Origin of the sequence: Bacillus cereus group sp. BfR-BA-01379, from assembly GCF_022663605.1 — a bacterium.
In the GTDB taxonomy this organism is placed as follows: domain Bacteria; phylum Bacillota; class Bacilli; order Bacillales; family Bacillaceae_G; genus Bacillus_A; species Bacillus_A mobilis.
Window position 1 is genome coordinate 14,850 of record NZ_JAKUFT010000017.1, and the last position, 21,556, is coordinate 36,405.

Genomic DNA, 21,556 nt, shown 5'->3' on the forward strand with positions numbered 1-21,556 from the left:
TCAAATCTGCCTCCATTAGTTTAATTGGTTTGGTAATAATTTTTCGCTTAATTTAATGTTGTCACGATAGTCAATTGGAATATCAATAATGACAGGACCATCTGCTGCTAATGCTTCTTTTAATACCCCTTCTAATTCATCAGGCGCGTTAACACGAAGACCTAACGCTCCGAAACTTTCCGCATATTTCACAAGATCAACATCACCGAACTCTGTAGCTGATGTTCTACCGTATTTCATCATTTGTTGGAATGCAACCATATCATATGTGCCGTCTCTCCAAACAAGATGGACGATTGGAGAATTTAAACGTACCGCCGTTTCTAACTCCATCGCTGAGAATAAGAAACCACCGTCACCTGATACGGAAACTACTTTTTTACCTGGTTCTACTAAAGTAGCTGCGATTGCCCAAGGAAGTGCAACACCTAACGTTTGCATACCGTTACTAAATAATAATCTACGTGGTTCATAAGAACGGAAACATCTCGCCATCCAAATAGAATGGGAACCGATGTCACATGTAACAGTTGTATCGTCACTAATTAAAGAACGAAGTGTACGAATCACTTGAAGTGGATGCGTAACACCTTCTGAAGCACGGTTCGGAACTTCTGCTTGTTCTGATAATTTCGCGCGTAATCGTTCTAATACCACTTCTGATTTCGTACTTAATACAAGTTTCGGTAATTTCTCCGCGATGCTATTTACCGTTAAGGCAATATCACCAATTAATTCACGCTCTGGTTGGTAATCATGGTCGATATCTGCTTGATGATCATCAAGATGAATAATCGTTCTGTCTCCAAGCTTATTCCAGAATTTCGGATCATACTCAATTGGGTCATAACCGATCGAAATAACAAGGTCTGCTTCTTCTAGTAAAATATCACCTGGTTGGTTACGGAATAATCCAACGCGGCCGAAGAAATGATCTTCTAACTCACGCGAAATGGCACCAGCTGCTTGATATGTTTCAACGACAGGAAGTTCTGTATCTGCAATTAATTCACGAACTGCTTTCGTCACTTCATTTGTGCTCGCTCTCATACCGAGTAAAATAACCGGTAATTTCGCTGACTTTATTTTTTCTACTACATATGTAATTTCATGTGTGGGAGCGATTCCAAGCTGTGGCTTAGAAAGCGCACCGATAGATTCTACAGTCGTTTCCGCAGTCATAACGTCTTGCGGAAGACTTACTAAAGTCGCTCCTGGATTTGTGGAAGTCGCACTTCGGAATGCATTACTTAATGCTTCTGGCACATTATCAGGATGTTCTACTTCTACGCTATATTTTGTGATTGGTTCGAATAGTGCAGCATTATCCATAGATTGATGCGTACGTTTTAATCGATCCGTACGCGGAACTGCACCAGCTAAAGCAACAACGGGATCACTCTCCGCATTCGCAGTAACAAGGCCTGTCGCTAAATTTGATGTCCCTGGTCCTGAAGTTACAAGACATACGCCCGGTTTCCCTGTTAATCTACCAATAGCAGCTGCCATAAATGCTGCATTTTGCTCATGACGACAAACAATTAACTCTGGTCCTCTTTCTTGCAGTACATCAAATACAGAGTCAATCTTCGCTCCTGGAATACCGAAAACATGTGTAACACCTTGTTTAATTAAACAATCAACAACAAGATCTGCTCCTTTTGTTTTTGTCTTCACGTCGTTTGCTTTTACACCTGTACTCAAACTGATCATCCCTTTATTTCATAATGTGTGTAATAAAGATTTTTAATTTCACCTGGTTAATTAATGTGGTGAAGTATTGTTTATCATTATAGTACAAATGCATTATTTTTCCAAGAATATGAATTTGACAGTATTTTGACAAATAATAAGGAATCCGCTTACACCCCTTTATTTATCCTAAAATAATATTTTTATAACTCATCTAAAAATGTCCGAAAAACTCCCATCACATCACAGTATTAAAAACATTACAGTACCTTGCAAAGAACACTAGCAAATGATATATTTGTAAATATTGGAATACCCATTAATTGGAACACATTTTATAACTCGCATCCCCCTTTTCAAAAGACAAGATTCTCATCTGTAATTCATCATTTTATAAAGGAAAGTGATTGTTATGAACAAAAGTGAATTTTTGGAACAACTTAGTTCCTCCCTGCGGAATATGCCCAATGTAGAAAAGAAAGATATTATTTCAGAGTACGAAACTCATTTTATCAGTGGTAAACAAGATGGGAAATGCGAAGAAGAAATTGCTAGAAAACTAGGAAACCCTAAAACGATCGCGAAAGAACTTACTGTTTCCTATGCAATAAGCAACGCTGATAATAAACGAAGCTTTAAAAATATGATAACTGCACTATTTTCTGTTATGAGCTTAAGTGTTTTAAACTTTGCCTTTATCATTATCGCCTTTTTCGTACTACTCTTTTTATTACCGATTCTTCTAGCACTTATCATTGCCACTCCGTTATTAATCATCTCACCTATTTTATTAATAGGACTAGGATTTTTTAAAGGGTTTCATCAAATCAGTTATTCGGATGTTTATAATGTGTTCATCGCTTTTTGCAGCGGTTTATTAATATCCGTCATATCTTACCAAATGGTAAAACATCTATACGCAACTTTAGTTAAGTACTTGAAATGGAATATAGCTATTTTACAAAGAAACTAATGAATGTAAAAGGAGATTAAAATGAAAAAGTATACTTTATATCTACTCATGTTACTGACACTTTTATTGCTACCAGCTTGTTCAAACAGTGTACAACCTAAGGAAGAAAACGATGTACAATCTATTAAAGATGTAACGATTAAAATTCCAGAAACGATATTCACTTCCTCAAAAAAGAATGAAACGATTAATGAAGATGAAATGAAACAAAATATAAAAACGTATTTAGATTATAGCGGAGAGTTATACGAAAACATCGTCCCACTTTCGTCAGCCATGTCTGACGAGAATGTCACGGAATCCGACCGCGAGAAATTACAACAACTTGTAGATTTAGCAAAACAAAACGATGCGAATTTCCATGATTTTATTAGTAACAATACGATCCCTGATGATTACAAACAGCCTTCGAAGGAAATGTATGAATTCATTTCAGCATCTACGGCACTTTCAGTAGAACTAGAGCAAGAATTAGACAAAATCGCGCAAGATGGCAACTTATTCAAAACTGATTTTTCTTTTACAAAACGATTTGAGAAAGTGAATGGTAGGAAGCAAAAAGAAATTGAAAAGTTTTTGAAGGAGAAGAATATTGAGACTGAGTATTTCCACAAATAACAAACAGAAAAGACGCCCCTATACAGGGGCGTCTTCCACTATTACGCTTGTTGTTGCGCGTTATATAATTCTTCAAGTGGCTGCATGATAATTTTGTTAACGTCAGTGATAACGATGTTTAGGCGTTGTTCAGTTTCCATTAACTTTGTGATTTTAGCGTCTTGTTGAATGCGAGCTACAACTTCTTGTGCTTTTTGGTTATCTTCCTCAGTGATTTCTTGACCTTGCATCATTTTTTGTTGTAGGCCAAGTTGCATTGTGCGGAACTCATCGAATAAGTTCTTTGAAGCTGCGTCACCTTGAACTGCTGCGTAGCTTGCTTTTAATGTTTGGAAATCTTCGTTTTCAGCGATTGCTTTTTGTAATTCATATGCAACATCATGAATGTTTTTTGTCATTTTATTTTTCCTCCTTTAGAAGGCTAGCGCTTTTCACTCACACTGCCTTTTAAGTGCATTTACATACGCACCTCTACTTACCATATCAAACTATGCAAGAGATGTGAAGAAATTTCACTTTTATTTCTATGTACTCATCTTATTATTTAAGAAACAACAATAACAGTCCTTGCACGAGTCCAATCATCCCGCCTAATAAGGCACCTAAATACGTAATCATTTTTAGTTCATTTTTTGTAATGGATAGCACTAAATCTTCTAGTCTCTCTGTTGAGAATGTGGATACTTCTTGCTGCACAATTTCCGCAAGATGGAGATTGTTTAATATACTCGCTACGTTTTCTGTCCCCCACTTTAAGCCTTTCGTTACTGCACTTGGGACTACCTTTTCCATGATTGTTTCTCGAACTGGCTCACATACTTGCTGCACAGATTGGTTTAAAAACTTACTCACTGTTTCCTCCACTTTAACCGCTGACAATATAGAGCTTACAATTATTTCTTTGTCTACAAACGTTTCTACTTCTTTTACATCTCTTCCTTTTAACTTCTCCCACTCTTTTTGCAGTACATCAGTTAAAAGTTGCTTTGTGCCATCTTGCCCTAAAAACTTAATAACTTCTGGCTGCACACGATCCACTACACTTACATTCCCTAAAAACATTCCGACTAAGTTAAGCAGCGTTCCCCTAGAAGCAAAGAAATCATCAATCATTTTTGAAAGACGTGCTTTCCCTTCTTCACTTTCAAAAAAATTAATTCCTCGATCTAAAATAAACGCCGAAACATTTGGAATCGCATTCTCTATTTTTTCATGAACAGAATGAGGTAAAGCCTGTTCCCATGTATATGTATAGTACTCTTCTAAAAATGCCTGAATTTTTTCTGTAATCACATGTTCGATTTTCTCGGTTGCTTCTTTTTCTACATGCGCTACGTTCCATTTCTCTAACATTTGTCGCAGTGATTGTTCATTCGTCATTACTTTATCCACTTCTACTTGCATCCATTGAATTAAGCCTTTTTGAAACTCTTCATTTGTTAGCTTCTTTCCGATTCCTTCTGGCGTTAACAAATGCTCGACAACCATTTTTCCTAATTGAACAGCAAGCTCATCGCGGCGCTTCGGAATTAATCCTGGTGTAAATGGAACTTGAAACTTCCCAATATAAATAGGGCGATGCGGACGAAATAACATTTTTATCGCTAAATGATTTGTGAATCCCCCAATAATTGCTCCGAGCCCTGTCGTCGTTAACATACTTAACCATATATTCATTACAATCAACCTTTCGCTTCTCCAAAACTATAGCATATCATCATACGGACAAAAGTATAATGGTATAAAAACGTATTTGCAATATATAGCTTCGCCTATTGTGCCAACATTTTGTTAGTAAAGGAGTGATTTCGTTGGTTCTCGGTATTTTAACTTCTCACCCTCATTATGAGCAAACGTATTACACCGAAATCGCTAAACGCGCTCGGCTTTATCATAATGTCGTTGCCCAGTTTACGCCATTTGGTATTAATCCTAAAACAGATCTTGTCTCTGGTCTGATTTATGATACGGATACAGGAAAATGGAAAGAGCAAACATTCCCTATTCCTTCTTATATATACGATCGTTCTTCTTTTAACGAGGACACAGACTTCGAAAAAGCAAAGTCAATTATTCACTCATTACACAACCGTCCTACCACTACCTTTTTAAATAACACACTCATTGACTTAAGCGAACTACATGATGTATTTCTCACAAATAAAAAATTATCTCCTTATATACCAAAATTTGAAATAGCAACAATCCAAAACATTTTCAAACTGTTATTAAAAACAAAAGATATTATTATACGTCCTACCCATACACATTCCAATGAAAGTCTGTACCGGGTCGCTTACAAAAACAAAACGTTTCATATCGATACGATAAATGATGACTATCATACTTCTACTCCAATCAAGCGAACAGATGAATTTATATCTTGGTACAAATCTAATATACGATCAGCACGTTACATCACCCACACTATGCTGCAGCCACCTAATCAATTAACATACCCACTCCATATTCGAACCATTTTGCAAAAAAATAAAGAACAGAAGTGGAATGCTATTGGCCAATTTATACAAAAAAGCTCATTTCCGAATCAACTTTTACTTTCGGCAACAGATGATTCCTCGCTGCATTCATTTTCAAAAGTTAAATACGTACTATCTAGTACCGGTGTACAATTATTACAAGACGCTTTACACGATATTATAAATGAAGTGTTCCAAACATTAGATCAATCTTATTCTTCGTTATTCGAGCTAGAGCTTTCCACCATTATGGATCAAAAGGGGGCCATTTGGCTTATGTATGTCAACACGATTCCCCCGTACGAACATTACATTCGTCATAGCGATGCATTAGCCGAAAAAATATATCACGGACCACTAAAGTTTAGCCGCTTCACACCATAATGAAAGGGGGTAAACCCATTTTGAAAGAGCACATATATACGTTAAATATTTCAGATGAGCATCCAAATAGTATTACTTTACCTTATATTTTTTCCATTACACCACCGATTACATCCCTTTCCTTCGGCGTACGCCATGTTGCAAGTGAAGAGGTAAAAATTCATTATTCCTTTACTCGTGAAATCATTATCGGACAACAAATTGCAGAGAAGCTTTTGCTTCCTCATTCCACTACTATCCATGCATTCACGCAAAATGAGACTATTGTTTTCGGACCATTAATCGGGATTTTCACAACTGGTTTTAACGATGACTCTTCTAACCCTTTAGGAAACCGTTCAACTTCTCTTGGTGAGTTACTAACGCCGCCATTCACCTTGCGACCATTTGTATTCGTTTTTGGTGTGCAACATATAGACTGGGAAGATGAAACAATTGAAGGGTATTTCTTTCAAGAAGGGCAATGGATTAAGAAAAAAGTCCCTTTACCGAATGTCATTTACGACCGATTACCAAATCGGAAAGCTGAAAATTATAAACCGATCGTAAGAGCAAAAAGAAAATTAGAGCATGACTATGCTATTCCGTGGTTTAATCCAGGATTTTTTAATAAATGGGAAGTGCATCAACTTCTTATGAAAGATGAATCCATTATGCCATTCTTACCAAACACAGAAACATTTCAAAACTTCGAACAAGTAGAACGATTTCTCGGTACGTATAAATCGATTTACATGAAACCCATTCACGGCAGCTTCGGTAGAAATATTCATCAACTATTTTATTCTCAAGCAGAGAATTGCTACTACTGTCGTTATCGCGAAAATGAAGAAAACAAACTAAGAAAGTATCAATCATTAGAAACGCTTCTGAACCATGTATTAAAAGGACATGATTTAAAAAAGTTTATCGTACAACAAGGTATTTCCTTACTTCGCTTCGATGGGCAACCGGTTGATTTCCGCATTCATACAAATAAAAATCATTTCGGTCAATGGATTGTCAGTGCAATCGTTGCAAAAATTGCTGGCAAAGGTAGTTTAACAACACATGTAAATAGCGGTGGTGATACAAAATTACTGCAAGAGCTTTTTCCTGATTCAACGAAACAAGTTCAAATTGAAAATAAATTAAAACATACAGCCTTACAAATCAGTTACGCGCTCGATGAACAAGTAACCGGAAATATTGGAGAAATTGGTTTTGATATCGGTTTAGACACGCAGGAAAACCCGTGGCTCTTTGAAGCAAACTCTAAACCTGGGCGGACTGTATTCCAAGATGAAAAGTTAAAAGAACAAAGTGAACTGACGCGCCAATTATTTTACGAATATGCCATCTACTTAACTGAACATTCTTTGCGCGATGCAAAAGAAAAAATGTCTCAAATAAAATCCGGAACTCCATCAAACACCGAACATATCCCTTCCCCTATGATTCACTCACAAATACGAAAACAAAAACTTCCACCTCATTCATAAGGTGGAAGTTTTCTATTTACACAAGTTTCACTACAACTTCTGTTTCCACGTTACACATCCCGCAATAAAAAACATGATTGCAGTATTCTTGTGAATTACTATGTGTTAAACCATCTACTGCACTTAATAATTCTTGATCCATATACGCACTATAATCGTCTATGTAATCTACAGTTTTCCCATAATCTTGGAGTATACCTTCGCAATTTTGACAAGAATATGTTTGTGATTCTAATGCGTTGCAAAGCGGGCAAATTCCCATCACGATTCCTCCATACGTTATCATTTACAAGTTGATTGAAGAGAGCATCTAGCCGTGCATAGGAGCGTTCTATCCTACCCCTACTCAAAATAGAACTATACATGTAGTAAGTCATAAATAAGAAGTGAATGATTTGCCCCCAACTAGCGGGATACAAAAACATATTTCAAATCGCTCTTAGTTTAGCCTTCTTTCTAAAAAATACAACGATTACTCTTATTTCATAATTTACGAAACCACTAAGATTTTTTTACAAAATTTACAAATTATTATTTCGTATATCTTTCTAGGTAACATCCATACTATGAGTACAAACTTAATTACCGATGGATTAGCGCCAAACGGGGCGATAATCTGGTTCAAATCCAGCTAGTCCAACCAAAAAAAATTTTTATAACTCTAAGGAGGATATATTCCTATGGCAAACCAAAGTTCTTACAATCAATTAGTAGTACCAGGTGCAACAGCAGCAATCGATCAAATGAAGTACGAAATCGCTCAAGAATTTGGTGTACAATTAGGAGCAGATTCTACGGCTCGCGCTAACGGTTCAGTTGGTGGAGAAATTACAAAACGTCTAGTTGCAATGGCTGAGCAAAGCCTTGGCGGATTCCAAAAATAAATATATATGGCAAAAAGGTCTCAAGGCATATGCCTTGAGACCTTCCTTAGTTTATCCCGCTTTAATGGGCAGTAAGACCCCCACCTCAAAATTCAGCGAAAGCGAAGAAGTTAGGCGGGGAATCAACTGCCCATAAAAGTCCGATTGGTGAGGGCTGATAATCAGTGGGGGATGAAGAAAACCCCCACTGATTAAAGTTTCACTTTATTGCAACATTTGTAAAAACTTCTTCGTGCGTTCTTCTTTTGGATTTGTAAATACATCTTCTGGTGTACCTTGTTCGACAACGACACCGCCATCCATGAAAATAACGCGGTTCGCAATTTGATGTGCAAAGCGCATTTCGTGCGTTACAATCACCATCGTCATGCCCTCTTTCGCAAGTTCTTTCATTACTTTCAGAACTTCTTGAACGAGTTCAGGATCAAGCGCTGACGTTGGCTCATCAAATAGTAACACTTCCGGCTCCATCGCAAGCGCGCGAGCAATTCCAACGCGCTGTTGTTGTCCGCCTGATAATTGGAACGGATATAAGTCTACTTTATCCGCAAGACCAACTTTTTCAAGGAAATAGTTTGCTTTCTTCTTCGCATCTTCTTTCCCCATCTTTTTCACTGTAACGAGCCCTTCCATGACATTTTGAAGTGCTGTTAAATGCGGAAATAGATTATGGTGTTGGAATACCATACCTGTTTGTGTACGAAGGTTAACAATATCTTTCTTCGATACTTTTTGAGAGAAGTCGAGCTCTTTATTACCGACACGAATACTACCAGCATTCGGCGTTTCTAGCACGTTGAGACAACGTAAGAATGTCGTTTTACCAGATCCAGATGGTCCGATAATAACAACAACTTCTCCCTTCTCAACTGATAAATCTATATGCTTTAGTACGGTATTATCTCCGAAACTTTTTTGTAAATGTTGAATTGAAATCATAAAAACAAAAACTCCTTTTATGAAAGGGTTATTTTAGAGTGTAACGTTCTGAACGTTTTTCTAATATTTGTTGCACGATAGATAATAAGAAGCAAATTGCCCAATAAATTAGACCTGCTTCGAAATAAACAATTAAAAACTCGTAGTTCATTGCCGCAATTTCCTGCGCTTTTCGGAACATTTCTGTTACTAAAATTAACGATGCTAATGAAGTATCCTTCACTAAACTAATAAATGTATTCGAAAGCGGCGGAATGGATACGCGTGTCGCTTGCGGTAAAATAACTCGTTTTAGCGCTTGCGGATACGTCATTCCAATTGTATAAGCTGCTTCCCACTGTCCTTTCGGGATTGAAAGGATAGAAGCACGAATAATTTCAGATGCATATGCACCGACATTTAATGAAAATCCAATAACTGCTGCTGTATATGGCTCAACTTCAATATTAAGAGTTGGAAGACCATAGAAAATAATAAATAACTGTACAAGAAGTGGCGTTCCGCGAATGATAGATACATAGATACGTGCAATCCATTGTAAAATACGACTACCTGAAATACGTGCAAGCGCCGTTAACGTCGCAAGTATAATCCCGATAATAAATGTAATAAGCGTTAATGGAATTGTCGTAAACACAGCTTCCTTCAGCATAGGCATGAAGGAAGACTGCATAATATCTATCCAAGTAGACAATCGATCTGAAACCAACGCACTACTTAGATACATTTTCACCGAACCATTTTTTCGCTATTTTGTCATACGTACCGTCTTTTTTCATATCTTCTAACGCTTTATTTACTTCTTGTACTAGCTTGTCGCTACCTTTACGGAATAAGAATCCACTTTGTGACGCTTCTTTTTCTGTATCTACAATTTTAATTTTTGCATCTTTTTTCGTTTCTAAGTAGTTTAACACTGATAATTTATCATTAATTGTGAAATCAACGCGGCCAGTGTTTAATAATTCTGCTGCTTGGCTAAAGCCTTCTACATTCGTAATTTCTGCGCCATTTTTCTTAGCAATATCTGCATAGTTACTTGTTAAAGATTGTGCTGCTTTTAATCCTTTTACATCAGCAAAAGTAGCAGGTTTATCTTTATCTTTTGCAATAACTAATACCGCTGAAGATGAAACGTATGGGCTAGAGAAATCATATTTCTTTTGGCGATCTTCACGAATACCAACTTCATTTGCAACCATGTCGAAACGTTTTGCATCTAGACCAGCAAGTAAGCTATCCCATTGTGTTTCTTTAAACACAGGTTTTACCCCTAAACGTTTTGAAACTTCTTCTGCTAATTCAACATCAAATCCAGTTAATTTATTGCTTGAATCGTGGAATGTGAACGGTGGATATGTACCTTCTGTTCCAATTACAAGTTCACCACTTTGTTTTATCTTTTGTAACGCATCTTGACTAGCTGTATCTTTTTTCTCTTCTTTACCGCAGCCCGCTACAATCCCGATCGCTAATGTAGTTACTGCAAGTACTGAAAATAATTTTTTCATGATGGTAATCCTCCAAGTATTCTGATAGGAATTTAAAAACTATATTGATTGTATGCAATCTTGAACAATTTTTCAATGAAAATGTTCTTATTTAGTTTATCCTTTTTCTTCATAATCAAACAAAAGGGGAAAATAACGCTACATACAAAAAATAAGTAACATTTTTTAATATAGCATTTATAAAGAAAAAGGTAAAACAATACTTCTTATTTAACTACCCTGATTCACTAAAAAAAGAACTTGTGAAAATCACAAGTTCTCCTCCATACCTATTAAGCGCTCTGATTGCCTTCCATTTGCGTTTTGTACATATCGTAATAACGCCCGCGCTTTTTCATGAGCTCATCATGAGAGCCTTTTTCTAAAATCGTTCCTCTATCAAGCACAATAATTTGATCTGCGCTTTTAATTGTTGAAAGTCGGTGAGCAATAATAAATGTCGTTCTCCCTTTTTTCACAACTTCTAGCGCTTGTTGAATCATCGCTTCTGTCTCTGTATCAATACTAGATGTCGCTTCATCTAAAATTAAAATGGCCGGATCAAAAGCAAGTGCCCTAGCAAACGATATAAGCTGACGTTCTCCGGTTGAAAGTGTACTTCCTTTCTCCGTAATTTCTTCATTTATATTGTTCGCAAATCTTTCAGCACCAACATCGCGTAATGCTTTTACGATGCGGTCTTTCGAAATTTTTTCGTTCTCTAAGCTTACATTAGAAGCGACCGTTCCGCTAAATAAAAAAGGATCTTGCAGTACGATTCCCATATGTTCACGAGTTGCTTGTTTCGGCATCTCTTTTACATCGTGACCGTCAATCGTAAGCTTCCCTTTTTCAAACTCATAAAACTGAAAGAGTACATTCATAATGGAACTTTTTCCTGATCCAGTATGACCGACAAGCGCTACTGTCTCGCCTTGTTTCGCTTCAAAAGAAATATTTTTTAACACTTCATCTTTTCCATTATAAGAAAACGACACATTATCAAACTTCACATTTCCTTGTAAGCGAGGCATACGCTCCTCTTCTACCGCTTCCCCTTTTTCCTCTAACAATTCAAAAACACGTTCTGATGCAACGCGCGATTGTTCTAAGTTAGCGAGTTGATTTACCATATTTGTAATCGGTGAGAACAATCGTGTTAAATAATCAACAAACGCATACAGTATCCCTAGCGAAATGACGCCTGAAGCACTTAATGAAGCTCCACCGAAATACCAAATCACACCTGTGAAAGCGATATTTCTTAATACAGACACTAAGTTATGCGAAGTTGCTGCATTTAAATTCAAAATTTTATTTTGATACTTAAAATAATCACCATTTAATTCTTCAAACTCTTTTTTCGTTTCACGCTCTTGACGGAACGCTTGGATAATTGGCATTCCTTGAATGGATTCATTCACTGTTCCGTTAATATCAGATAAACGCGAACGCATTTTATGATTGTATACAGACGCGTACTTTCTATAAAGAATTGCCCAAACGATTAAAATCGGGATGATAAGTAAACATAACGTCGCCAATTTTACGTCGAGTAAAAATAGCGCAGCGAATATCCCGATAATATAAATGATACTAGAAACGAATGTCGCAAGCACCGTTACGTATAAATCCCGAATGGCTTCCGTATCATTCGTGACACGCGATACAATTTTCCCTGCTGGTAAATGATCGAAATACCGAATCGGCAACGTTTGAATATGAGAAAAGACGTCTTCCCTCATAATTTGAATAATTTTGTTCGCTGCCTTCTGTAAGAAAAATTGCTTTCCGTATGCAAATAATGAAACGACTACTAATAAAGCGAAATACCCACCACCAAGTAGAAGTAGACGGTTTATTTCTGGTTTATAAAACGCAAATACTTCTTCTTTCGTTAATGCTTTCGCTTTATACACTTGCACCGCCTTACCATTTTGAACGGTAATCATATCACCTTTTACAGTACGTGATCCTTCAGCATTCACTTTATTCGGCACAAAGTAATATTGAAAACCGACTTGCATCACGCGTACTTCTTTTCCTTTTTTCTCACCTTGTTCAAAGCGATCACTTCGTTTATAAAAGGTACCGTTATACGGAACAGCCTCTTCACTCTTTTCTGTTTCATACCAAGGTTTCTCTATTCCAACGATATGATCGTCAATCATCGTTTTTGCGACGAAAGGACCAGCAAGCTCTGCGATAACGAAAATAAATAACATTAGCATCGCTGCAAAAATCGTCCCTTTCACTTTCATCGCATATTGAAACAATCGTTTTGAAACGCTCATATTTTCACCCCACTATCCGCACTTTCACTTTCATTTTCTCCTTGTTGTCTTTCAAACTGCTCAGCATACCAGCCCCCGCTTTTAATAAGCTGATCATGCGTACCCTCTTCCATTACTCCACCTTCATCCATAACGAGAATCCAATCTGCATGTTGTACGGCTGATAAACGGTGCGTTGTAATAATCGTCGTCTTTCCGCTTCTTTCTGTTCTTATATTTTCAATAATCGCTGCTTCCGTACGAGCATCCACAGCTGATAACGAATCGTCCAAAATTAAAATTTCTGGATTTTGAATCACAGCTCGCGCAATCGAGATCCTTTGTTTTTGCCCTCCCGATAAAGAAACACCCTTCTCTCCAACGAGCGTTTCTAACCCTTCTGGTAAAAACTCTAAATCCTTTGTAAACGCCGCAATTTCAATCGCTTTCTCGAGTTCTTCTTCCGTCGCTTCTCGGTTCCCGAATAAAATATTTTCCCTCGCTGTTTTTGAGAACAAAATATGTTCCTGAGGTACATACCCAATCCACCCGAGTACATTTTCATTCGTTATGTTATCTAACGTCACATCAGAGACTGCAATATCCCCATCTCCAAGTGGATATTGACGAAGAAGCTGACGTACAAGTGTCGTTTTTCCACTTCCTGTTTTTCCAACAACCCCAAGCGTTTCCCCTTGTTTTAATGTAAATGAAACCTTTTTTAAATTTGTTTCAGTTGATGAAGGATATGAAAAGGTAACGTCATCAAACTGAATATAATCCGGCTCTTGTACAAGCTTTGGATTTTTCGGATCCTTTACATCTGGTTCATACGCTAACGTTTCATTCACACGGTCTAATGATGCATTTCCTCGTTGCATAACATTGATTAATTCGCCAATTGCAAACATCGGCCAAATCATCATCCCTAAATACACGTTAAATGAAACGAGTTCACCAAGCGTCACCTTTGATTGAAATACAAGATACGCGCCATACACTAAACCGATTAAATAACTAAGACCGACAAGCATTTTTACAGTTGGCTGGAATAATGCATCGATTCTAGCTACCTTCATATTTTTTTCGTAGACGTCATCTCCTAAATGATGAAATCTTTCCTGATCTGCATTCTCTTGTACGTATGCACGAATAACGCGCACGCCAGCGATCGATTCTAATACTTTATCGTTCATATCACCGAACGCATCTTGCGCAACTGTAAATCTTTCATGCAATTTCTTTCCATATATATTCATCGCATACGCCATAATCGGAAGCGGTATAAGTGCCGCAAATGTAAGCTCCCAACTAATTGTAAATCCCATCATAAAGACAATCGTCAGCATATATAAACTCGAATCCACGAGCGTTAATATACCGAAACCAGCTGTCATAGCGATTGCTTTTAAATCATTTGTCGCTCGCGCCATTAAATCACCAGTACGATTCTTTTGATAAAACGTCGGTGTCATTTTAAGTAAATGCCCCATAAATTTAGAGCGCATCGTCTTCTCCAGTACGAATGCCCCTCCAAACAATTGATGTTGCCACACAAAAGTGAGACCGTATCCAACGATCGTAACCCCTATTAAAATAAGAATAGATTGCATAATTGCTTCATTCGATAACGTTCCTGTTTTTATGTTATCAATCGTAACCCCTAACACTTTCGGGGGAATAACTTCAACTATATTTACAATTAAAAGAGCTCCAATGGCGATACTATATCTCTTCCAATGCTCTTTAAAAAACCATTTTAACTTTAGTAATACTGATAACAATGTAACCTCTCCCTTCTCGTGCTCGTTTCCCTCTCATTTCTTTATCCACTATCCAGACCCCTCACATTTACATTTCGTAACCCATACAATCTCATCACATTTTTCCACCTTCCAAAGTTTTATATAGTAACATGGAAAACAAAAAAAAGCATACCGCCGCTTGACGATATGCACAGGAATGCATAAAAGCGTACGTTACGATATACGCAACGCACGCTTTTTATAAGACAAAGATGCCCTATATAGCCGTACGGGTTGCGTAATGATATGAATGTTTTCTGCCATTTAACAGAGCTAAGCCCATTACATTTACGATTACAATCATTACGCACACCCCCTTCATTTATTTTCCATTTATAATCTTACAACTTTATTGAGTATTCTGTCAATTGTTTTTTTACACACCGAATAAAAATATACGCTACATCATTTTGAAATAAGGGAATGTTCTGTAAGAAAGGGCATACAAAATAAAAAAAGAATAAGAAATCGTTTTCACAAACATTTCATTTGAAAAATGTTATCAAACACCCTACAATCACCTTATACTCACTCTTACAAGTTGCTATTTTAGGAGGACTAATCATGACAACTAGCAATACGTACAAATTTTATTTAAACGGAGAATGGAGAGAAAGCTCTTCAGGAGAAACAATCGAAATTCCATCTCCATACTTACACGAAGTAATTGGACAAGTACAAGCAATTACTCGCGGAGAAGTAGATGAAGCAATTGCATCTGCAAAAGAAGCTCAAAAATCATGGGCAGAAGCTTCTCTACAAGATCGCGCAAAATATTTATATAAATGGGCTGATGAGCTCGTAAATATGCAAGATGAAATTGCCGATATCATTATGAAAGAAGTCGGTAAAGGATATAAAGATGCGAAGAAAGAAGTTGTTCGTACAGCTGATTTCATTCGTTACACAATTGAAGAAGCTCTTCATATGCACGGAGAAAGCATGATGGGCGATAGCTTCCCTGGTGGAACGAAATCTAAACTTGCGATCATCCAACGCGCACCACTTGGTGTTGTATTAGCAATCGCACCATTTAACTACCCAGTAAACTTATCTGCTGCAAAACTTGCACCAGCATTAATTATGGGTAACGCTGTTATTTTCAAACCAGCAACTCAAGGTGCAATTAGCGGTATTAAAATGGTTGAAGCGCTTCATAAAGCTGGCCTTCCAAAAGGTCTTGTAAACGTAGCGACAGGACGCGGTTCTGTAATTGGTGACTACTTAGTAGAACACGAAGGCATCAATATGGTATCGTTCACAGGTGGTACAAACACAGGTAAACATTTAGCGAAAAAAGCTGCGATGATTCCACTTGTATTAGAACTTGGTGGTAAAGACCCTGGTATCGTTCGTGAAGATGCTGACTTACAAGATGCTGCAAACCATATCGTAAGCGGTGCATTCTCTTACTCTGGTCAACGTTGTACAGCTATTAAACGTGTACTTGTACACGAAAACGTAGCAGACGAGCTTGTTAGCTTATTAAAAGCGCAAGTAGCTGAACTATCAGTTGGATCTCCAGAACAAGATAGCACAATCGTTCCATTAATCGACGACAAGTCTGCTGACTTCGTTCAAGGTTTAGTTGACGACGCTGTAGAAAAAGGTGCAACAATTGTTATCGGTAACAAACGTGAGCGTAACTTAATTTACCCAACATTAATCGACCACGTAACAGAAGAAATGAAAGTTGCTTGGGAAGAGCCATTTGGCCCAATCCTTCCAATCATCCGTGTTTCTTCAGATGAGCAAGCAATTGAAATTGCTAACAAATCAGAGTTCGGCTTACAAGCAAGTGTCTTCACAAAAGACATTAACAAAGCATTTGCAATTGCTAACAAAATCGAAACTGGTTCTGTTCAAATTAACGGACGCACAGAGCGCGGCCCTGACCACTTCCCATTCATCGGTGTAAAAGGTTCAGGTATGGGTGCACAAGGTATTCGTAAGAGCCTTGAGTCTATGACACGTGAAAAAGTAACAGTATTAAACTTAGTTTAATCTTATATGTAGAAGCTGATCTAGTTTTAGATCAGCTTCTTTTTATATCAAATAATTATTCATCCCTAATGACTAACTCTTCTCTATAATCTGATTATTACTATATCCATTGACGTATAAAAATTCATTTGTTACTCTTAAAGACGTTAATTTAATATTTAAATCCTCATTCGTATCTCGGTGAGGTAGAGGTTGCAGTCATTAAGAGTATCATTTCAGGAGATGTAGTGGCATTGATGAAGGAATGAGAAAGGAATGATTGCCGAAGTAAGCCCGTGTCCACCATGCACGCTTGCTGGGTCTGCATTTAATAAGTGCAGAACTGTCACAAACGAAACGTTTCGTTTGTGGAGAGCTATCGAGAGGTATGTCGTGGGTTTCTTATAAGATAGAAAGCATGTAGCGGCAAATTACGTGCTTTTTTTGTTTTGTTTGGGACTTCTCTTCTCTACTAAGAAGACATACATATCTCCTCGCTTGACTTGGTTATACTAACTTTGGAGGTATTTTCTATGCAACAAAAAAAATGGGGCTTTTGGGTACTAACAGCTTTCGTTGTCGGTAACATGGTTGGCGCTGGGATTTTCATGGTGCCAAGTACGTTGGCACAAACAGCAAGCCCTCTCGGTGTCACTTTAGCTTGGTTAACAACAGGGTTTGGTGTTTTAATGCTAGCTCTTGTTTTCGGTAATTTAGCAATTCGTCGTCCTGATTTAACGACAGGACCACAAAGTCATGCATATGCTTTATTCTCATCACCAAAAAAGAAAAAAATGGCTGGTTTCAGTATGGTATGGGGATATTGGGTTGCAAACTGGGCAAGTAACGTTGCCATTATTACGTCTTTCGCGGGATATTTATCACTCTTCTTCCCAATTATGAAAGATACGCGACTACTATTTTCAATCGGTTCTTTTAACATAGAAGTCGGAAAACTAATTACATTTACGATTTGTTCCATCTTACTTTGGGGAACTCATATTATATTAACAAACGGTGTAAGCGGAGCTGGAAAGCTAAACTTCTTAGCAACAACAACGAAAGTAACTGGATTCCTTTTATTCATCGTCGTTACGTTATTTGCATTCGAAGCTTCTAAGTTTGGACAATGGTACACACCGATGATCGATAAATCAGGTGTATCACACGGCCTACTTTCACAAGTAAACTTAGCTGCTCTTACAACGCTTTGGGCATTTATCGGAATTGAATCGGCAGTACTTTTATCAAACCGTGCTACCTCTCCTAAAACAGTAAAACGCGCAACAGTTGCAGGATTACTTATTACAGTTGCGATTTACTTAGGAATTACAATTTTAACAATGGGTGTACTTCACGTTGATAAATTACAAGCTTCTGAACGTCCATTAGCAGATGCATTAAACGCTGCAATGGGTCATGGCGGTGGGAAACTGATGGCATTACTTGCTCTTACTTCCCTATTCGGTTCTATATTAGGCTGGATTTTATTAAGCTCAGAAGTACCGTATCAAGCAGCAAAAGAAGGTTTCTTCCCTTCCTTCTTCACAAAAACAAATAAAAAAGGAAGTCCAATTTACTCATTACGATTAACAAACATTATGTCGCAAGTGTTCTTATTCTCAACATTATCAGGAACTATTGCGGAAGCTTATACATTCGTTATTACCGTATCAACACTGGCCTACCTCATTCCATATCTCGTTTCACCAATCTTCCAGTTAAAACTAGTCGCAACTGGTGAAACATATAAAAATGAAATGCGGGCAAGAATTACAGATGGTATAGTCGCAGTGATCGCACTTTGCTATGCACTATGGGTTATTAAAACCGGTGCATCCGATATAAAAACGTTCCTTCTCGGAATTGGTTTATTCGTAATTGGTTTTGCCTTCTATCCATTAATGAATCGTGATCAGAAAAAAAATAACGAAAAGGAAAACGAGCAAGTTGCATAACGCAATTTGCTCGTTTTTTCTTTTATAAAACATATATAATAGAACAAAGAGGTGAAAAACATGTCAATCGAATCACTATGGAGCAGTCGCTTCCAACAACATATGCAAAATATCATTACATACTTTGCACGTATGATTAACGGTTTACTATATAGCTTTATCTTTATTTCATGCGTTGGCGCATACTACTATGCTCAGTTTCTAAAAGCATCTCCTTCTAAAGGAATAGCTTTACTACTCATCACGATTGTACTTACATTCATTATAACGAGATGCCCGATCCGTACATTTATTCAAAAACCTGATGCTGTCTATTTGCTTGCATTAGAAGAGAAACTAACATCTTATTTTAAAAAATCTCTTCTATACAATTACATCATTCAGCTTTTCCCATTATTATTCACATTCTTGATTCTCGTTCCACTTGCCCTGCAATCATTACAAGTAACGGTACCTTTCTTATGTACAATCTTTATCGTTTTAATGATTATGAAAGCTTGGAATATATATACACATTGGATGTGGCGTGATAGTCATGAAAAAAATATATGGTTCATTATTCGTATTGCTTGTAACGCCTTAATCATTTACATGCTGTTTTACTCAGCACATGTTCTCATATTAGGCGGATTGCTCTTACTACTTGCTTTCCTACTTCTATATACGAAAAAACAGCCTACAAAACGAATACCGTGGGATTACATAATTGAACAAGAAGAAAAAATGAACGTTCGTTTTTATCAATTTGCTAGCATTTTCACCGATGTTCCGCAACTGAATAAGCAAGTAAATAAAAGAAAATGGCTTACAAATTGGATTGAACCTTTATTACATAAAAAAAGAGCAACTTTCTTCTATTTACATACACTCGCATTTTTACGCGGGAATGATTATTTCGGTATATATATTCGCTTAGGAGTAATCGGTGCCTTCGCCTTATATTTTATACCAAACATATACGTAAAAGGCGCTATCGCCTACATCGTCCTATATATGATTTCGATGCAGCTACGTTCCCTGTGGAAATATTTTTCAGGAAATATTATTGTAGCATTATATCCAATTGATACTGAAAAACGAATGAATCAATTTCTTCACTTAATCTTTATATTACTAAGCATTCAACTCATTGTATTTTCAAGTGTTATACTCATTGCTACAGTTCAATTTTTACATAGCCTTATCATTATGATTATCGGGTTACTCTGGATCAAATTTATTATTATACCAAAAACGAAGCAACGAATTTCCGCATTTTAACAAAAAAAAAATCATCTTAAAAGCCAAGGAGAAAACAAATTATCTCCTTGGCTTTTTTATTTTTCTTCCTCAAATAAGAATTATCCAAACAACTGATAGTTATGCTTTTTACATACAAAAACGATAATGCATGTTTACGTCTTAATAAAAAGGGTATGTATTAAAGTAACAGGGCAAAGAAACTGGAGGGAATGAAAAAATATGAATTAAAAGTTTCACTTTATAAAAGACATTGCTCAAGGATGATTCTGAAACCGATAATATAATGTAAGGAGCGGATTAGAATGAGTAAAAAAATTGCTATTTTAATAACGGATTATTTCGAGGACACAGAATACACAGAGCCAGTAGGAGCTTTTAATGAAAAGGGATATGAATTAACAACTATTGAAATGGACAAAGGTAAAACGGTACACGGTAAACAAGGAAAAAGTGAAGTCGTGATTGATAAAAATATTGATGATGTTTCTCCAGAGAACTTTGATGCCCTCTTCATACCAGGCGGATTTTCCCCAGATATACTTCGTGCAGATGAACGTTTTGTTCGCTTTAGCAAAGCATTTATGGATGCGAAAAAACCTGTTTTCGCTATTTGTCATGGACCTCAGCTACTCATCACTGCACAAACACTTGAAGGACGCGATGTGACTGGATATAAATCCATTGCGGTCGATTTGAAAAATGCCGGTGGACATTTTCATGACAAAAAGGTTGTCGTATGCCAAAATCAGCTAGTAACAAGTAGACAACCAGAGGATATCCCAGCGTTTATTGAAGAATCATTGCGTATATTAGAGTAACTACTTTGGTTAACTTCATTTTATTTGTATGAAAAAAATTTAATCAGTGGGGTTTTGTTCATCTCCCACTGATTATTACTTCTTACCAACCGGGTGTTTTCACGAAATCCGGCTTCCACAAATAGCGCGGGATAAATAAAAGGATAGAAACCAAAAGTTCAGTTTTAATGATCTTTTGGTTTCTACCCTTTTCCCGCCCCCAAATTTCTAATCACTTTTCATAGGCAGTTCTCATATAGTAAAAATGACCATACAATTCCTATCCATAAGTTAACTAATGATTTTACACATATATGAATACAAAAGATGGGAGCCTTATTTATGAATAACAATCCACCTTCAACGCCCCCAAATCCAACAGAAACGAATAATAATGAAGTGAGTTTACAAACGTTACGCGTCATTGGGCTTATTGTACTAATTAGTGGCTACATATTAGTAGCTCTTTCTGAAGTAGGAACGTTAAAAAATCTTTTGCTACAGCCTAACACTACTCCAAATTTAGCTGAAGTTGATCCGTTCTAAAAATTATATAA

General features: G+C 36.9%; 19 protein-coding genes and 1 riboswitch. Of the genes, 10 read left to right on the plus strand and 9 right to left on the minus strand.

The genetic code is table 11. The annotated features are described in order from the left end of the window. Positions 1-15: 15 nt before the first annotated feature. Entirely contained in the window at positions 16-1,704 is a 1,689-nt protein-coding gene (alsS, locus tag MR113_RS08975; RefSeq protein ID WP_242253658.1) for an acetolactate synthase AlsS, read from the minus strand. A gap of 400 nt (positions 1,705-2,104) precedes the next feature. On the opposite strand from alsS, the gene MR113_RS08980 reads away from it, so the two are divergent. Both MR113_RS08980 and MR113_RS08985 read left to right on the plus strand, forming a co-directional pair. Continuing rightward, the gene (locus tag MR113_RS08980) at positions 2,105-2,665 is read left to right on the plus strand and encodes an HAAS signaling domain-containing protein (protein WP_242253659.1); all 561 of its coding nucleotides are present in this window, start codon (positions 2,105-2,107) and stop codon (positions 2,663-2,665) included. Positions 2,666-2,686: 21 nt separating this feature from the next. Beyond that, positions 2,687-3,283, plus strand: coding sequence for an NDxxF motif lipoprotein (locus MR113_RS08985; RefSeq protein WP_242253660.1), 597 nt, complete (start codon positions 2,687-2,689; stop codon positions 3,281-3,283). Positions 3,284-3,324: 41 nt separating this feature from the next. Here MR113_RS08985 and MR113_RS08990 read toward each other — a convergent pair whose 3' ends face one another. Both MR113_RS08990 and MR113_RS08995 read right to left on the minus strand, forming a co-directional pair. After that, positions 3,325-3,681 (minus strand): YlbF/YmcA family competence regulator, encoded by a 357-nt coding sequence (locus MR113_RS08990; RefSeq protein ID WP_064473844.1) that lies wholly within the window; start codon positions 3,679-3,681, stop codon positions 3,325-3,327. A 142-nt stretch (positions 3,682-3,823) separates the two neighbouring features. After that, positions 3,824-4,960 (minus strand): DUF445 domain-containing protein, encoded by a 1,137-nt coding sequence (locus MR113_RS08995; RefSeq protein WP_242253661.1) that lies wholly within the window; start codon positions 4,958-4,960, stop codon positions 3,824-3,826. 134 nt (positions 4,961-5,094) lie between these two features. Here MR113_RS08995 and MR113_RS09000 point away from each other — a divergent pair, with 134 nt between their 5' ends. Beyond that, a complete protein-coding gene (locus MR113_RS09000; protein WP_242253662.1) occupies positions 5,095-6,147 on the plus strand; it encodes a YheC/YheD family protein in 1,053 nt (350 codons plus the stop codon). A gap of 20 nt (positions 6,148-6,167) precedes the next feature. Further along, positions 6,168-7,628 (plus strand): YheC/YheD family endospore coat-associated protein, encoded by a 1,461-nt coding sequence (locus MR113_RS09005; RefSeq protein WP_242253664.1) that lies wholly within the window; start codon positions 6,168-6,170, stop codon positions 7,626-7,628. 16 nt (positions 7,629-7,644) lie between these two features. On the opposite strand, the gene MR113_RS09010 is transcribed toward MR113_RS09005, so the two are convergent. Then, on the minus strand, positions 7,645-7,890 hold the full coding sequence (locus MR113_RS09010) for a hypothetical protein (protein ID WP_212956097.1): 246 nt from the start codon (positions 7,888-7,890) through the stop codon (positions 7,645-7,647). Positions 7,891-8,308: 418 nt separating this feature from the next. Here MR113_RS09010 and sasP point away from each other — a divergent pair, with 418 nt between their 5' ends. After that, positions 8,309-8,512 carry a small acid-soluble spore protein, SasP family gene (gene sasP, locus MR113_RS09015; protein WP_000013349.1) on the plus strand — a complete coding sequence of 68 codons (204 nt, stop codon included), beginning with the start codon at positions 8,309-8,311 and terminating at the stop codon, positions 8,510-8,512. Positions 8,513-8,716: 204 nt separating this feature from the next. Here sasP and MR113_RS09020 read toward each other — a convergent pair whose 3' ends face one another. The 5 genes from MR113_RS09020 to MR113_RS09040 form a co-directional block, all read right to left on the minus strand. Next, positions 8,717-9,451 carry an amino acid ABC transporter ATP-binding protein gene (locus MR113_RS09020; protein WP_242253666.1) on the minus strand — a complete coding sequence of 245 codons (735 nt, stop codon included), beginning with the start codon at positions 9,449-9,451 and terminating at the stop codon, positions 8,717-8,719. 28 nt (positions 9,452-9,479) lie between these two features. Next, the gene (locus MR113_RS09025; protein WP_033657688.1) at positions 9,480-10,178 is read right to left on the minus strand and encodes an amino acid ABC transporter permease; all 699 of its coding nucleotides are present in this window, start codon (positions 10,176-10,178) and stop codon (positions 9,480-9,482) included. After that, positions 10,165-10,962, minus strand: coding sequence for an amino acid ABC transporter substrate-binding protein (locus MR113_RS09030; protein ID WP_000732853.1), 798 nt, complete (start codon positions 10,960-10,962; stop codon positions 10,165-10,167). The genes MR113_RS09025 and MR113_RS09030 overlap by 14 nt, the downstream gene beginning before the upstream one ends. A gap of 272 nt (positions 10,963-11,234) precedes the next feature. Further along, positions 11,235-13,235, minus strand: coding sequence for an ABC transporter ATP-binding protein (locus MR113_RS09035; protein ID WP_242253668.1), 2,001 nt, complete (start codon positions 13,233-13,235; stop codon positions 11,235-11,237). Continuing rightward, the gene (locus MR113_RS09040) at positions 13,232-14,998 is read right to left on the minus strand and encodes an ABC transporter ATP-binding protein (RefSeq protein ID WP_242253670.1); all 1,767 of its coding nucleotides are present in this window, start codon (positions 14,996-14,998) and stop codon (positions 13,232-13,234) included. The genes MR113_RS09035 and MR113_RS09040 overlap by 4 nt, the downstream gene beginning before the upstream one ends. A 585-nt stretch (positions 14,999-15,583) precedes the next feature. Here MR113_RS09040 and gapN point away from each other — a divergent pair. From gapN to MR113_RS09065, 5 genes are all read left to right on the plus strand, one after another. Beyond that, on the plus strand, positions 15,584-17,023 hold the full coding sequence (gene gapN / locus MR113_RS09045) for an NADP-dependent glyceraldehyde-3-phosphate dehydrogenase (protein ID WP_061677872.1): 1,440 nt from the start codon (positions 15,584-15,586) through the stop codon (positions 17,021-17,023). 178 nt (positions 17,024-17,201) lie between these two features. Further along, a riboswitch (Lysine riboswitch) is annotated at positions 17,202-17,389 on the plus strand. Positions 17,390-17,535: 146 nt separating this feature from the next. Continuing rightward, positions 17,536-18,960 carry an amino acid permease gene (locus tag MR113_RS09050; RefSeq protein ID WP_242253671.1) on the plus strand — a complete coding sequence of 475 codons (1,425 nt, stop codon included), beginning with the start codon at positions 17,536-17,538 and terminating at the stop codon, positions 18,958-18,960. A gap of 60 nt (positions 18,961-19,020) precedes the next feature. After that, the gene (locus tag MR113_RS09055) at positions 19,021-20,220 is read left to right on the plus strand and encodes an ABC transporter permease (RefSeq protein ID WP_242253673.1); all 1,200 of its coding nucleotides are present in this window, start codon (positions 19,021-19,023) and stop codon (positions 20,218-20,220) included. 284 nt (positions 20,221-20,504) lie between these two features. Continuing rightward, complete coding sequence (locus MR113_RS09060; protein WP_242253675.1) at positions 20,505-21,020, plus strand: type 1 glutamine amidotransferase domain-containing protein; 516 nt, start codon at positions 20,505-20,507, stop codon at positions 21,018-21,020. 321 nt (positions 21,021-21,341) lie between these two features. Next, positions 21,342-21,545, plus strand: a complete 204-nt coding sequence (locus MR113_RS09065; protein ID WP_001063863.1) for a hypothetical protein — start codon at positions 21,342-21,344, stop codon at positions 21,543-21,545. Positions 21,546-21,556: the final 11 nt, after the last annotated feature.

What these genes read in the sequence shown, in the direction of transcription:
- MR113_RS09030 (WP_000732853.1), bottom strand. Translation starts at nt 10,962, where the DNA reads ATGAAAAAATTATTTTCAGTACTTGCAGTAACTACATTAGCGATCGGG.
- MR113_RS09065 (WP_001063863.1), top strand. Translation starts at nt 21,342, where the DNA reads ATGAATAACAATCCACCTTCAACGCCCCCAAATCCAACAGAAACGAAT.
- MR113_RS09060 (WP_242253675.1), top strand. Translation starts at nt 20,505, where the DNA reads ATGAGTAAAAAAATTGCTATTTTAATAACGGATTATTTCGAGGACACA.
- MR113_RS09050 (WP_242253671.1), top strand. Translation starts at nt 17,536, where the DNA reads ATGCAACAAAAAAAATGGGGCTTTTGGGTACTAACAGCTTTCGTTGTC.
- MR113_RS09010 (WP_212956097.1), bottom strand. Translation starts at nt 7,890, where the DNA reads ATGGGAATTTGCCCGCTTTGCAACGCATTAGAATCACAAACATATTCT.
- MR113_RS08995 (WP_242253661.1), bottom strand. Translation starts at nt 4,960, where the DNA reads ATGAATATATGGTTAAGTATGTTAACGACGACAGGGCTCGGAGCAATT.
- MR113_RS09020 (WP_242253666.1), bottom strand. Translation starts at nt 9,451, where the DNA reads ATGATTTCAATTCAACATTTACAAAAAAGTTTCGGAGATAATACCGTA.
- MR113_RS08985 (WP_242253660.1), top strand. Translation starts at nt 2,687, where the DNA reads ATGAAAAAGTATACTTTATATCTACTCATGTTACTGACACTTTTATTG.
- MR113_RS09025 (WP_033657688.1), bottom strand. Translation starts at nt 10,178, where the DNA reads ATGTATCTAAGTAGTGCGTTGGTTTCAGATCGATTGTCTACTTGGATA.
- MR113_RS08980 (WP_242253659.1), top strand. Translation starts at nt 2,105, where the DNA reads ATGAACAAAAGTGAATTTTTGGAACAACTTAGTTCCTCCCTGCGGAAT.
- MR113_RS09035 (WP_242253668.1), bottom strand. Translation starts at nt 13,235, where the DNA reads ATGAGCGTTTCAAAACGATTGTTTCAATATGCGATGAAAGTGAAAGGG.
- MR113_RS08990 (WP_064473844.1), bottom strand. Translation starts at nt 3,681, where the DNA reads ATGACAAAAAACATTCATGATGTTGCATATGAATTACAAAAAGCAATC.
- sasP (WP_000013349.1), top strand. Translation starts at nt 8,309, where the DNA reads ATGGCAAACCAAAGTTCTTACAATCAATTAGTAGTACCAGGTGCAACA.
- gapN (WP_061677872.1), top strand. Translation starts at nt 15,584, where the DNA reads ATGACAACTAGCAATACGTACAAATTTTATTTAAACGGAGAATGGAGA.
- MR113_RS09055 (WP_242253673.1), top strand. Translation starts at nt 19,021, where the DNA reads ATGTCAATCGAATCACTATGGAGCAGTCGCTTCCAACAACATATGCAA.